The sequence below is a fragment of the Ornithinimicrobium pekingense DSM 21552 genome, from assembly GCF_000421185.1.
GTDB lineage: Bacteria > Actinomycetota > Actinomycetes > Actinomycetales > Dermatophilaceae > Ornithinicoccus > Ornithinicoccus pekingensis.
On sequence record NZ_ATWJ01000010.1, the window covers coordinates 21,017 to 33,244 of the forward strand.

Here is a 12,228-nt window from a genome sequence, read left to right on the forward strand (position 1 = left end):
CGGTGCGTCCGCGGTCCCGGGGTAGCGTAGGACTCCGAACACCTGTCCACACACCGCCGCGCGGCGCCGCGAGGAGCGCGCGGAGGACGGCATACCGGAGGAGGCCCGCGTGCGCGTGCTCGGCGTCGACCCCGGCCTGACCCGGTGCGGCCTGGGTGTGGTGGAGGGCCTGCCGGGACGCCGGCTGCGCATGGTCGCGGTCGGGGTGGTGCGAACCCCCGCGACCGACGACCCGCAGGAGCGTCTGCTGTCGGTGCAGACCGAGATCGACCAGTGGCTTTCCGACTGGCAGCCGGAGGCGATCGCGGTCGAGCGGGTGTTCGCCAAGGCCAACATCAAGGGGATCATGGGCACCGCCCAGGCCTCCGCCATCCCGATGCTCGCCGCCGCCCGGCTCGGGCTGGCGCTGGGGCTGCACACCCCCTCGGAGGTCAAGGCGGCGGTGACCGGCAACGGCCGCGCGGACAAGGCGCAGGTGACCAGCATGGTCACGCGGATCCTGGCCCTGGACGTCGCGCCCCGGCCGGCCGACGCCGCGGACGCCCTCGCCCTGGCGATCTGCCACCTGTGGCGCAGCGGCGCCGACGACCGCCTCGCGGCCGCGGGAGGGGGCAGCGCCAACCTCATCCAGCAGGCGGAGCGCCGGGCCCGGGAGGCCGCGCCCAACCGGCTCGCCCAGCTGCACGCCCAGCACCGCACCGCGGCACGCTCCGCGGCCGCCAGGTCCGGCGCCGCCGGCGTCCGGGCCGGCGCCGCCCGCCCGACCACACCCTCAGGAGGAACCTCCCAGTGATTGCTTCGGTGCGCGGTCCGGTCCGCCACGTCGGCCTTGACCACGTCGTCGTCGAGGTCGGCGGCATCGGGCTGCTCGTGCACACCACCCCCGGCACGGCCGCCGAGTGCCGGACCGGGCAGGAGGCCACCCTGGAGACCAGCCTGGTGGTGCGGGAGGAGTCGCTGACCCTCTACGGCTTCCGCGGGGCGGACGCCAAGGCGCTGTTCGAGCAGGTGCAGACCGTCTCCGGCGTCGGGCCCCGGCTGGCACTGGCGATGCTCTCGGTCCACGCTCCCGACACGGTCCGGCGGGCGATCGCTCAGGGCGACCTGGCCGCCCTGACGAAGGTGCCCGGGATCGGGCGCAAGTCCGCCGAGCGGCTGGTCCTGGAGCTTAAGGACAAGATCCTCGCCGTCGGCGTCGACCCGGCCGACCTGTCCGTGCAGCCCGGCGGCGCGGCGGTCGACGACGGGGTCCTCGGCCAGGTCCGGGAGGCCCTCGAGGGCCTGGGCTGGTCGGCGAAGCAGGCTTCCGACGCGGTCACGAGGGTCACCGGGGCCCAGGACGCGCCGGCCGGTGTCTCCGACATCCTCCGGGCCGCCCTCCGGGAGCTGGGCCGGTGACGCAGGCCTTCGACGACGGGTCCCGCGAGGTCGACTTCGGAGCGGGGGAGGACCCTGGTGTCGGCCGCATGCTCGACCCGGGCTCCACCGACGACGAACGACGCGTCGAGGCGGCCCTGCGCCCCCGTCGGCTGGACGACTTCCCCGGCCAGCAGCGGGTGCGCGACCAGCTCGGCCTCGTCCTGGAGGCGGCCCGCCGCCGGCAGGCCCCGCCCGACCACGTGCTGCTCTCCGGGCCGCCCGGCCTGGGCAAGACGACCCTGGCGATGATCATCGCCGGCGAGCTGGAGCAGCCGATCCGCATCACCAGCGGCCCGGCCATCCAGCACGCCGGAGACCTGGCGGCGGTGCTGTCCTCGCTCGTGGAGGGTGAGGTGCTCTTCCTCGACGAGATCCACCGGATGTCCCGGCCCGCCGAGGAGATGCTCTACCTGGCGATGGAGGACTTCCGCGTCGACGTCATCGTCGGCAAGGGCCCGGGCGCCACCGCGATCCCCCTGGAGCTGCCCCCCTTCACGGTCGTCGGTGCGACGACGCGCGCGGGGCTGCTGCCGGCGCCCCTGCGGGACCGCTTCGGCTTCACCGGGCACCTCGACTTCTACGCCGCCGCCGACCTGGTCACCATCCTCACGCGCAACGCCGAGCTGCTGGGCATCGAGGCCGACGAGGCCGGCATCACCCAGATCGCCTCACGCTCCCGCGGGACGCCCCGGATCGCCAACCGCCTGCTGCGCCGCGTGCGCGACTGGGCCCAGGTGCACGGCCAGGGGCGGGTCGACGAGGCCGCGGCCCGGGCGGCCCTGGAGCTCTTCGACGTCGACGCCCTGGGCCTGGACAGGCTCGACCGCGCGGTCCTGGAGGCCCTGTGCACCCGCTTCGGCGGTGGGCCGGTCGGGCTCTCGACGCTGGCGGTGGCGGTGGGTGAGGAGCCCGACACCGTCGAGACGGTCGCCGAGCCCTACCTCGTCCGGGAGGGCTTCATGGTCCGCACCCCGCGCGGGCGGGCGGCCAGCCCCACCGCGTGGGAGCACCTGGGCCTGGCGGCGCCACGCGACGCGGCCGCCTTCACCGGTGCAGCCTCCGGCGGCGGACGGCTGGCGGGAGCCGACGCGCAGGAGGCCCTGCCGCTGGACGACGACCTGCCCTAGCGCGGCGACGGACACGACATACCTGGTCTTTGGTGGCGTCCCCGCGCTCACCTAGACTCCCTCCGGTGCCTGCGTCATGATCGGCGCGGGCCGGTGCCTGAACAGCGGCACCACATTCCAGACGAGAAGGTTCACCGATGACGCCACTGGCCACCGCCGCACCCGGGTCGGGTGGGGGCCTGTCCACCATCCTGCTCCTGGCGCTCCCGTTCGCGGTGCTGCTCTACCTGATGTTCACCCAGCGCAAGCGCGCGCGGGCGGTCGCGGAGGCGCAGGCCGGGCTCGAGGTCGGCCAGGAGGTCATGGCCGCGGCCGGCATCTTCGGCACGATCTCGGCCATCGAGGGGGACGTGGTGCACCTGGAGGTCGCCCCCGGTGTCGTCCTCCGGGTCGCGCGTCGCGCCATCGTGCCCGACGCGTCCCGCCCCGCCGGCGGCGCGCAGCCGGGGGAGACCGCCTGATGTCGCTGTCCACCCGGGGGTCGCGGCGCGAGGAGGACCTGCCCGGCCTGTCCGACCAGGGCGGCCGCCGTCAGGGCCGCGGCGCCGGAGGACGCGGCAAGAGCCGGGCCCGCCGCAACCCGCGCACCCGCGGCCCGGTCCGCACGCTCGTCACCCTCCTCGTCCTGACCATCGCACTCTTCGCCGGCATCGGCGCCGCCCACCTGTGGGCCACGCCCCAGGCGGCGCTCACCCCGCAGCTGGGCCTGGACCTCGCCGGCGGCCGCCAGGTGGTGCTCGCGCCCGAGACCGAGGACGGCGCCTCGATCGGCACCGAGCAGCTCGACCAGGCCATCGACATCATCCGGCGTCGCGTCGACGGCACCGGCACCGCCGAGGCCGAGGTCACCCGCCTGGGCCAGAACATCTCGGTCGCCATCCCGGGCAACCCGACCCCGTCGCAGCTGGAGGCCCTCAGCCGGTCCTCGCAGATGTTCTTCCGTCCGGTCCTCGTGGCCGCGCCCGCGTTCCCGGCCGGCGAGGAGCCGCAGGCGCCGCGCGAGCTGCCGCTGCCCTCCCCGCAGCTGCAGGAGCGCGTCGAGCAGCTCTCCCCGCCCGAGGACGCCGGGGACGACGCGCAGCAGACCGAGGAGAACCGCGGCGGCGAGAGCCTGCCCGCGCAGGCCACGACCGTCGAGAACCGCGGCGGCGCCGGCCTGCTCGCCGCCGGGGCCGACGACGCCGCCGAGACGACCGAGCCGGCACCGCCCGCAGAGGAGGCGCCGCCCGCCAGCAACCCCTCCGACCTCGCGCAGGTCACCCCCGAGCTGCAGCAGCAGTTCACCGAGAGCCAGTGCGGCGACGAGCTGTCCGACGCGGCCGCCAACGCTGCCAGTGACCAGCCGCTGGTCGTGTGCAACGCCGAGGGGACCGAGAAGTACATCCTCGGCCCGGCCGAGATCTCCGGTGGCGCGCTGGTCGACGCCACCTCCGGCCCCGAGCAGACGCAGGGCGGCGGGGTCACCGGCCGCTGGGAGGTCGTGCTGACCTTCGACGACGAGGGCGGCCAGACCTTCGCCGACGTCACCTCCCGACTCATGGGCTACCCCCAGAACTCCGCGCAGAACCGCTTCGCGATGGTCCTGGACGGTGAGGTCATCTCCGCGCCGACCGTCAACAGCGTCATCCCCAACGGCGTCGCCACGATCACCGGCGACTTCACCGTGGAGGAGGCGCAGACGCTGGCCAACCAGCTCAAGTTCGGCGCGCTGCCGCTGAGCTTCGACGTGCAGACCTCCGAGCAGATCAGCCCGACCCTGGGTGGTGAGCAGCTGCGCTGGGGCCTCATCGCCGGGGCCATCGGCCTGGTGCTCGTCTTCGTCTTCATGCTGGTGCAGTACCACGCCCTCGGGTTCGTGGCGATCGCCTCGCTGGTCGTCGCCGGGACCCTGGCCTACGGCGCGGTGACCCTGCTGGGCTGGGCCACGAACTTCCGCCTGACGATGGCCGGGGTCACGGGCCTGATCGTCTCGATCGGCATCACGGCGGACAGCTTCATCGTCTACTTCGAGCGCATCCGCGACGAGGTGCGCGCCGGACGGCCGCTGCGGTATGCCGTGGACACCGGCTGGGCACGGGCGCGGCAGACGATCATCATCTCCGACGTCGTCAACCTCCTGGCGGCCGGCGTCCTCTACTTCCTGTCCGAGGCGGGCGTGAAGGCGTTCGCGTTCATGCTGGGCCTGACCACGATCATGGACCTCGTCGTCGTGATGATGTTCACCCACCCGGTCGTCAGCATCCTGGCCAACTCGCCGTTCTTCGGGGAGGGCCGCAGGTGGTCGGGCATGGAGCCCGAGCGCCTGGGCGCCAAGCGCTCGGCCTACCTGGGCCGTGGCCAGATCCGCGAGCCCGATCTCGTCGCGCCGGGACGCAGACGGCATACCCGTGAAGAGCTGGAAGGCGGTGTGGTCTGATGTCGCGCTTCAGCCAGCTCGGTAACGACCTGTACTCGGGCAAGAAGTCCTACGACATCGTCGGGCGGCGCAACCGCTTCTACCTGATCTCCCTGGTGCTGACCGTGGTGTCGCTGGTCGGCCTCCTCGGCCTCGGCCTCAACTTCGGCATCGAGTTCCGCGGCGGCACCGAGCTGCGCGTCTCGGCCGTCCAGGACATGGACGGCTACGAGAGCCGCGCCGGCGACGTGGTCGACGCCGCCGCTCCGGGCGAGACGACGACCGTGACGCGGATCGGTGACGACACCGTGCGCGTCCAGACCGGGGAGATGGAGGACCTCGAGGCCGAGGAGCTGCGAGCCGACCTCGCCGAGGAGTTCGGCGTCCCCGTGGAGTCGGTGACCAGCTCGCTGGTCGGACCCTCCTGGGGCGAGACCGTCACCCAGCGTGCGCTGATCGCCCTGGGCGTCTTCCTGGCCCTGGTCACGGTGGTGCTCAGCCTCTACTTCCGCACCTGGAAGATGGCCGTCGCGGCGCTCGTCGCCCTCGTGCACGACGTCCTGTTCACCCTGGGGATCTACGCGCTGATCGGCATCGAGGTCTCGCCCGCCTCGGTCATCGGCTTCCTGACGATCCTGGGCTACTCGATCTACGACACGATCGTGGTCTTCGACAAGGTGCGCGAGAACACCGACCACGCCTTCGACACGCGCCGGATGACCTACGCCGAGGCCGCCAACCTGGCGGTCAACCAGACGATCGTCCGGTCGATCAACACCTCGATCGTCGCCCTGCTGCCGGTCGCGGTCATCCTGCTGGTCGGCATCACCCTCATCGGGCCGGGGACGCTCGTGGACCTGTCCTGGGCGTTGTTCATCGGCATCGCCGTCGGCACCTACTCCTCGATCTTCATCGCGACCCCGCTCCTGGTCCACCTGCGCCAGGGTGAGGCGGAGATCAAGAAGCACGACTCGTCGGTCACCCGGCGGGCCGAGCGCGCGGCGCGCCGCTCCGGCGGTGCCGCCGGTGCGGAGACGCACACCGAGGCCGACACGGTGCTCGGGCCCCCGTCCGTGGCCGACGAGGCCGAGCCGGCACAGGTCCCCGCGGGCACCGGGCCGCGCCCGTCGGAGACGGAGGGCGCGCAGGCGCGGGCGCAGGGACGCCAGCTGCACCCCTACGCCCAGCGCGGCCCGCGCAACCAGCCGCGGCGCAAGCGGCGCGGCTGAACCGGGCAGGTGCGGCACATGGACACGGACCCCCAGGCGCACCCCGCGCATGTCGACCGGGCCACCCAGGACCACGGGCTCGCCCGCGACGTGCTGGCCGGCATGCGGGACATCCCCGACTTCCCGATCAACGGCGTGGTGTTCAAGGACTTCACGCCGCTGCTGCTCGACCCGTCCCTGCGTGACCGCATCGTGGCCGACACGGTGCACCGCCGGCAGGGCAGGGTCGACGTGGTGGCCGGGATCGAGGCCCGCGGCTTCATCCTCGGCGCCATGATCGCCCACGCCCTCGGTGTCGGCTTCGTGCCCGTGCGCAAGGAGGGCAAGCTGCCCTCGGCCGTGCACTCCCGCTCCTACGCCCTGGAGTACGGCACGGCCACGCTGGAGATCCACCAGGACGCGGTCTCCAACGGGGAGCGCGTGCTGATCGTCGACGACGTCCTGGCCACCGGCGGCACCCTGGCGGCCACCTGCGAGCTCATCGAGCGGTGCGGAGCCAGCGTGGCCGCGATCGAGCTGGTCCTGGAGATCGGCTCGCTGCAGGGCCGTGACCGGCTCGAGCGCTACGACGTGTCGTCCATCCTCACGGTGTGACCCGCACAGTCGGGGGCCGGTGTCCCGCCGCGCGCGGTGCCCCGGGGACGGGGCCGGGCCGCACAGCGCGAGCACCTATGATCTCGTCATGAGCGACACGGCGCCGAGCTCCCCGACCACCCGGTCGGGTGGCGGGCTGCGCCCGCGCTGGGCCCGGCTCGGCGGCCGCTCCTCCACCACCAACCCTGCGCTCGAGCCGCTCCTGCGTTCCGTGCGGGCCACCCACCCCAAGGCCGACCTCAGCCTGATCGAACGGGCCTACGCCGTCGCGGCCCGGGCCCACCAGGGGCAGAAGCGCAAGAGCGGCGACGCCTACATCACCCACCCGTTGGCGGTGGCGACGATCCTGGCCGAGCTCGGCATGACCCCCTCGACGATCGCGGCGGCGCTCCTGCACGACACGGTCGAGGACACCGCATACTCCCTCGAGCAGCTGCGCACCGACTTCGGCGACGAGATCGCGATGCTCGTCGACGGGGTGACCAAGCTCGACAAGATGACCTACGGCGACGCCGCGCAGGCCGAGACCGTGCGCAAGATGGTCGTGGCCATGGCCCGCGACATCCGGGTGCTGGTCATCAAGCTGGCCGACCGGCTGCACAACGCCCGCACGTGGCGCTACGTCTCCGCGGAGTCTGCCGCGCGCAAGGCGTCGGAGACCCTGGAGATCTACGCCCCGCTGGCCCACCGCCTGGGGATGAACACGATCAAGTGGGAGCTGGAGGACCTGTCCTTCGCCCAGCTCTACCCCAAGGTCTACGACGAGATCGTGCGGATGGTGGCGCAGCGGGCGCCGGCGCGGGAGGAGCTGCTGGCCAAGATCCGCGCCGACATCGCCGAGGAGCTCAAGACCAGCAAGATCCGGGCGACCATCACGGGCCGGCCCAAGCACTACTACTCCGTCTACCAGAAGATGATCGTGCGGGGGCACGACTTCGACAAGATCTACGACCTGGTGGGCGTGCGCGTGCTCGTCGACTCGATCCAGGACTGCTACGCGGTGCTCGGCGCCCTGCACAGCCGGTGGAACCCGGTGCCGGGGCGGTTCAAGGACTACATCGCGATGCCGAAGTTCAACATGTACCAGTCGCTGCACACGACGGTCATCGGGCCCGAGGGCAAGCCGGTCGAGATCCAGATCCGCACGCACCAGATGCACCGCCGGGCCGAGTACGGCGTGGCGGCGCACTGGAAGTACAAGGAGCAGGCGCCCGACGGCACCAAGGCCCTGGCCGGCTCGGACGGGGCCCCCGGGGCGCTGGAGGGTATGCAGTGGCTGCGCCAGCTCATCGACTGGCAGCGCGAGACCGCCGACCCGGGGGAGTTTCTCGACTCGCTGCGCTTCGAGATCGGCTCGGCGGAGGTCTACGTCTTCACCCCCGGAGGTGACGTGATGGCGCTGCCCGCCGGTGCGACTCCGGTGGACTTCGCCTACGCCGTGCACACCGAGGTGGGGCACAGGTGCGTCGGCGGCCGGGTCAACGGCAAGCTCGTGCCGCTGGACTCCGAGCTGGTCAACGGCGACACGGTCGAGATCATCACGAGCAAGGCCGAGGACGCGGGCCCGAGCCGTGACTGGCTGACCTTCGTCAAGAGCGCCCGCGCCCGCAACAAGATCCGGCAGTGGTTCACGCGCGAGCGGCGCGAGGAGATGATCGACTCCGGCAAGGACCAGATCGCCAAGGTGCTGCGCAAGCAGAACCAGCCGCTGCAGCGGCTCATGTCGCACGACACCCTCACCGCCGTCGCGGGCGAGCTGAACTACAAGGACATCGACGGCCTGTTCGCGGCGGTGGGTGAGCACCACATCTCCGCTCAGCACGTCGTGGGGCAGCTGGTCTCGACGCTGGGCGGGGAGGACGGCGCCGAGGAGGACCTGGCCGAGGCGACCACCCCGCCGCGACGCGGTCGGGCGCAGGCCAAGACCGACCCGGGCGTCACGGTCGTCGGCACCGACGACGTCTGGGTCAAGCTGGCCAAGTGCTGCACGCCCGTGCCCGGCGACCCGATCATGGGCTTCGTCACCCACGGCCGTGGCGTGTCGGTGCACCGCACCGACTGCACCAACGCCGAGCAGCTCGAGGTCAAGCAGCCCGAGCGCATCCTCCCGGTGGCGTGGGCCCCGACGGCCTCCAGCCTGTTCCTGGTCAACCTGCAGGTGGAGGCGCTCGACCGGCCCCGGCTGCTCTCAGACATCACCAACGTGCTCTCCGACCAGCACGTCAACATCCTCTCGGCCTCCGTGCAGACCGGGCGCGACCGGGTGGCGCTGTCGAAGTTCACCTTCGAGATGGCCGATCCTTCGCACCTGGAGTCGGTCATCCGGGCCGTGCGGAGGGTCTCCGGCGTCCTGGACGCCTACCGCGTCACCGGCACAGCCTCCACCGACCCGCACCGGCGGGGGCGGAGCGCCTGACCCGACCGGGGACGGCGCAGGCACAGCCGACGCCCGACCGGGGACGGCTCAGGTACGGCATACGCCCGACCGGGGACGGCGCCGGTTCGCTCCGCGAGCAGACCACGTCCTCGGTGACCGCTGCGGCGTGCACCCGACGTCGCCGGTCGGGCTGGGGGCGTGCACCCGACGTCGCCGGTCGGTGAGGGCGGGGGTGGTGGGTCAGGCGCGGGGTGCCAGGAAGGCAGCCAGCGCCGCGGCGTAGGCGGCCTGGTCGAGCGTGCCGCAGATCTCCCGCGTGGAGTGCATCGAGAGCACCGGCGCGCCGAAGTCGACCGTCGTGGCCCCCGTGAGCGCCGAGGTCATCGGTCCGACGGTCGACCCGCAGGGCAGGTCGGAGCGCGTCACGAAGGTCTGCATCGGCACCCCGGCCTGCTCGCACGCCAGCGCGAACGCTGCCGCGCCGAGGGAGTCCGTGGCGTAGCGCAGGTTGGTGTTGACCTTGAGCACGGGCCCGCCGTTCATGAGGATCGGGTGCTCCGGCTCGTGGCGCTCGGCGTAGTTCGGGTGCGTGGCGTGCGCCATGTCGCCCGAGGCGATCACCGACCCGGCCAGGGCGCGCCAGTAGTCCTCGCGGGTGCCGCCGGCGGCCAGCACGATGCGCTCCAGCCACGCCGGCAGGAACGTCGACTGCGCACCGCGCTCGGACATGCTGCCGACCTCCTCGTGGTCGAAGAGCACGATGAGCGGGATCGACGGCGTGCGCCTGGTCGCGTCGGGGGCGGACTCCACCGCCTCGAGCAGCGCCCGCACGGCGGCGTAGCTCGTGGCCAGGTTGTCCAGCCGCGCGGAGGCGATGAGCTCGCCGTCGGTGCCGATGCGACGGGCGGGTGTCAGGTCGTGGGTCATCGCGTCGAAGCCGAGCAGGTCCTCGGCGTCGACCTCGACCAGCCCCGCCAGCCACTCGCGGAACGAGCGCCTGCCCACGCCCAGACCCCAGTGCGGGGCCAGGTGCTGCTGGTCGTTGAGCTGCAGCCCCTCGGAGCGCACCGTGCGGTCCAGGTGGATCGCCAGCTGGGACACCCGCAGCACCGGGTCGTCGGTGCGGAACAGCCGGTCGCTGAAGCCCCCGGGCGCCCCGGCGTCGCGCACGGTGACGCGGCCGGAAAGCCCCAGGTCACGGTCGAGCCAGGAGTTGGTCAGCGCACCGCCGTAGACCTCCACGCCGAGCATCTGCCACCCGGCACGCGTCCAGTCGGGCCGCGGCTTGATCCGCAGGTTGGGCGAGTCGGTGTGGGCCCCGACCACCCGGTATGGCGTCGCCGGGGTCCGCGCGTCGCCCACCTCGGCGGTGGACCAGGCCAGGAGGGACCCGCCGCGGCGCACGACATATCTGCCCGGTGCGGTCGGCGTCGCCTCGGTCTCGGCGAGCTCGGTGAAGCCGGCCTCGCGCAGGAGGGCGGCAGCGGAGTCGACGGCGTGGAACGGTGAGGGGGAGGCGTCGAGATAGCTGCACAGCCCGTCGGCGACCTGGGTCACGCGGGTAGCGGCCTCCGTCACGGGGGCGGTCACGACAGGTTGCCGCGTGCCGAGTCGAGCCAGAGCCGCTTGGTGGCCAGCTCGGCCTCGAGCGCTTCGGCCCGTCCGTCGTCACCGGCGGCCCGGGCGGCCGCCAGGTCAGACTCCAGGCCCTGCACCGCGCGCTCGAGCTGCTCGGCCATCGACTGGGCGCGGGCGGTCAGCTCGGGGTCCGACCGCTTCCACTGCTTGTCCTCGAGGTCGCGGACCTGCTGCTCGACGGCCCGCAGCCGGCCCTCGACCCGTCGGATGTCCGCACGCGGGACCTTGCCGGCGGCGTCCCACCGGTCCTGGATGCGGCGCAGCTCGGCCTTGGCCGACTCCAGGTGCTCCTCGTCGACGGTGATCGCCTCCGCCTCGGCGAGGAGAGCCTCCTTGACCACGAGGTTCTCGGCGTACTCCGCCTCCTCGGCGGCCACGACCTGGTCCTTGGCGTCGAAGAAGGTGTCCTGGGCGGCCTTGAAACGTGCCCACAGCGCGTCGTCGTCGGAGCGGGCGGCCCGTCCGGCGCGCTTCCAGTCCTGCATGAGGCGCTTGAACGCACCGGCGGTCGGGCCCCAGTCCTTGCTGGTCGCCAGCGCCTCCGCCTCACGCACGAGCTTCTCCTTGAGGGCCTTGGCCTGCCCGTGCTGCTCGTCGAGCTGGGCGAACCAGGTCTTGCGCTTCTTGTCGAAGGCGGTGCGGGCGTGGCTGAACCGCTTCCACAGCGCGTTCTCCACGTCCTTGTCCAGGCGCGGGCCGGAGCGCTGGTGCGCCTTCCACTCGTCGAGCAGCTCGCGCACCCGGCTGGACGCCTGCTTCCACTGCACCTTCGCGGGATCGGTGTCGGCCAGCGTCTCGGCCTCCACCACGAGCTCCTCCCGCCGCACCACGGCCTCGGCCTTGGCGGCCGCCCGCTGCTGGGCCTCCGCGGCCGACTTGGCCGCGACCGACTCGTCCAGGGCGGCGACCGTGGCCTCCAGGGCGGCGAGGTCGCCGACCACGTGCGCGTCGCCGATCTGCTCCTTCAGGTGCGCCAGCGACTGTCGTGCGTCGTGGGCGGAGACCTCGGTGTGCGCGAGGCGCTGGGCGAGGAGATCGGCCGAGGCGACCAGCTCGTCGTACTTCCGGGCGAAGTAGGCCAGGGCCTCCTCGGGCGAGGCGTCCGGGTAGGAGCCGACCTCGCGCTCGGTGCCGTCGGCCAGGGTCACGTAGACCGTGCCGTCCTCGCCGACCCGGCCATGCCTGACCGACTCGCTGGGAGCCGTCGGGGCGACGGACTCGGCGGGCGTCGCGGACGTGGCCGCCCCGGGGCCACCGGCGTCACCGGCCGGTGCCGGAGGGCGGGGGACCGCGGGCCTGCGCGCCGCCAGCATGGCGGGCGAGGGCGGGGTGGGGACTGGCTTGGGCGTCTGCTCGGACACGTGGTGGCCTCTCTCGACCGCGGGCTCGACCATCGGGGTCTGCTCGACTGACATGGCGTGGGACGACACTACCGAACCGAACCGAGCC

General features: G+C 72.9%; 10 protein-coding genes. 8 read left to right on the forward strand and 2 right to left on the reverse strand.

What is annotated here, in order from left to right:
- The first annotated feature begins 109 nt into the window (after positions 1 to 109).
- The 8 genes from ruvC to K330_RS0109720 all read left to right on the forward strand — a co-directional run bounded on the left by ruvC (position 110) and on the right by K330_RS0109720 (position 9,180).
- The gene (gene ruvC / locus K330_RS20430) at positions 110 to 793 is read left to right on the forward strand and encodes a crossover junction endodeoxyribonuclease RuvC (protein ID WP_022921635.1); all 684 of its coding nucleotides are present in this window, start codon (positions 110 to 112) and stop codon (positions 791 to 793) included.
- Positions 790 to 1,398, forward strand: coding sequence for a Holliday junction branch migration protein RuvA (gene ruvA / locus K330_RS0109690; RefSeq protein ID WP_022921636.1), 609 nt, complete (start codon positions 790 to 792; stop codon positions 1,396 to 1,398). Before ruvC ends, ruvA begins: the two co-directional genes overlap by 4 nt.
- A gap of 68 nt (positions 1,399 to 1,466) precedes the next feature.
- Positions 1,467 to 2,546: a Holliday junction branch migration DNA helicase RuvB gene (gene ruvB / locus K330_RS20435; RefSeq protein ID WP_084617426.1), complete on the forward strand. Its 1,080-nt coding sequence runs from the start codon at positions 1,467 to 1,469 to the stop codon at positions 2,544 to 2,546.
- 137 nt (positions 2,547 to 2,683) lie between these two features.
- Positions 2,684 to 3,007, forward strand: a complete 324-nt coding sequence (yajC, locus tag K330_RS0109700) for a preprotein translocase subunit YajC (RefSeq protein WP_022921638.1) — start codon at positions 2,684 to 2,686, stop codon at positions 3,005 to 3,007.
- Entirely contained in the window at positions 3,007 to 4,962 is a 1,956-nt protein-coding gene (gene secD / locus K330_RS20440; protein WP_022921639.1) for a protein translocase subunit SecD, read from the forward strand. Before yajC ends, secD begins: the two co-directional genes overlap by 1 nt.
- The gene (gene secF, locus K330_RS20445; RefSeq protein ID WP_022921640.1) at positions 4,962 to 6,170 is read left to right on the forward strand and encodes a protein translocase subunit SecF; all 1,209 of its coding nucleotides are present in this window, start codon (positions 4,962 to 4,964) and stop codon (positions 6,168 to 6,170) included. Before secD ends, secF begins: the two co-directional genes overlap by 1 nt.
- An 18-nt stretch (positions 6,171 to 6,188) precedes the next feature.
- Entirely contained in the window at positions 6,189 to 6,764 is a 576-nt protein-coding gene (locus tag K330_RS0109715) for an adenine phosphoribosyltransferase (RefSeq protein ID WP_022921641.1), read from the forward strand.
- Positions 6,765 to 6,852: 88 nt separating this feature from the next.
- The gene (locus tag K330_RS0109720; RefSeq protein ID WP_022921642.1) at positions 6,853 to 9,180 is read left to right on the forward strand and encodes a RelA/SpoT family protein; all 2,328 of its coding nucleotides are present in this window, start codon (positions 6,853 to 6,855) and stop codon (positions 9,178 to 9,180) included.
- A gap of 201 nt (positions 9,181 to 9,381) precedes the next feature.
- On the opposite strand, the gene K330_RS0109725 is transcribed toward K330_RS0109720, so the two are convergent.
- On the reverse strand, positions 9,382 to 10,731 hold the full coding sequence (locus K330_RS0109725) for a M18 family aminopeptidase (protein ID WP_084617393.1): 1,350 nt from the start codon (positions 10,729 to 10,731) through the stop codon (positions 9,382 to 9,384).
- Positions 10,728 to 12,194 carry a DUF349 domain-containing protein gene (locus tag K330_RS20450; RefSeq protein WP_229665816.1) on the reverse strand — a complete coding sequence of 489 codons (1,467 nt, stop codon included), beginning with the start codon at positions 12,192 to 12,194 and terminating at the stop codon, positions 10,728 to 10,730. Before K330_RS20450 ends, K330_RS0109725 begins: the two co-directional genes overlap by 4 nt.
- Positions 12,195 to 12,228 lie beyond the last annotated feature (34 nt).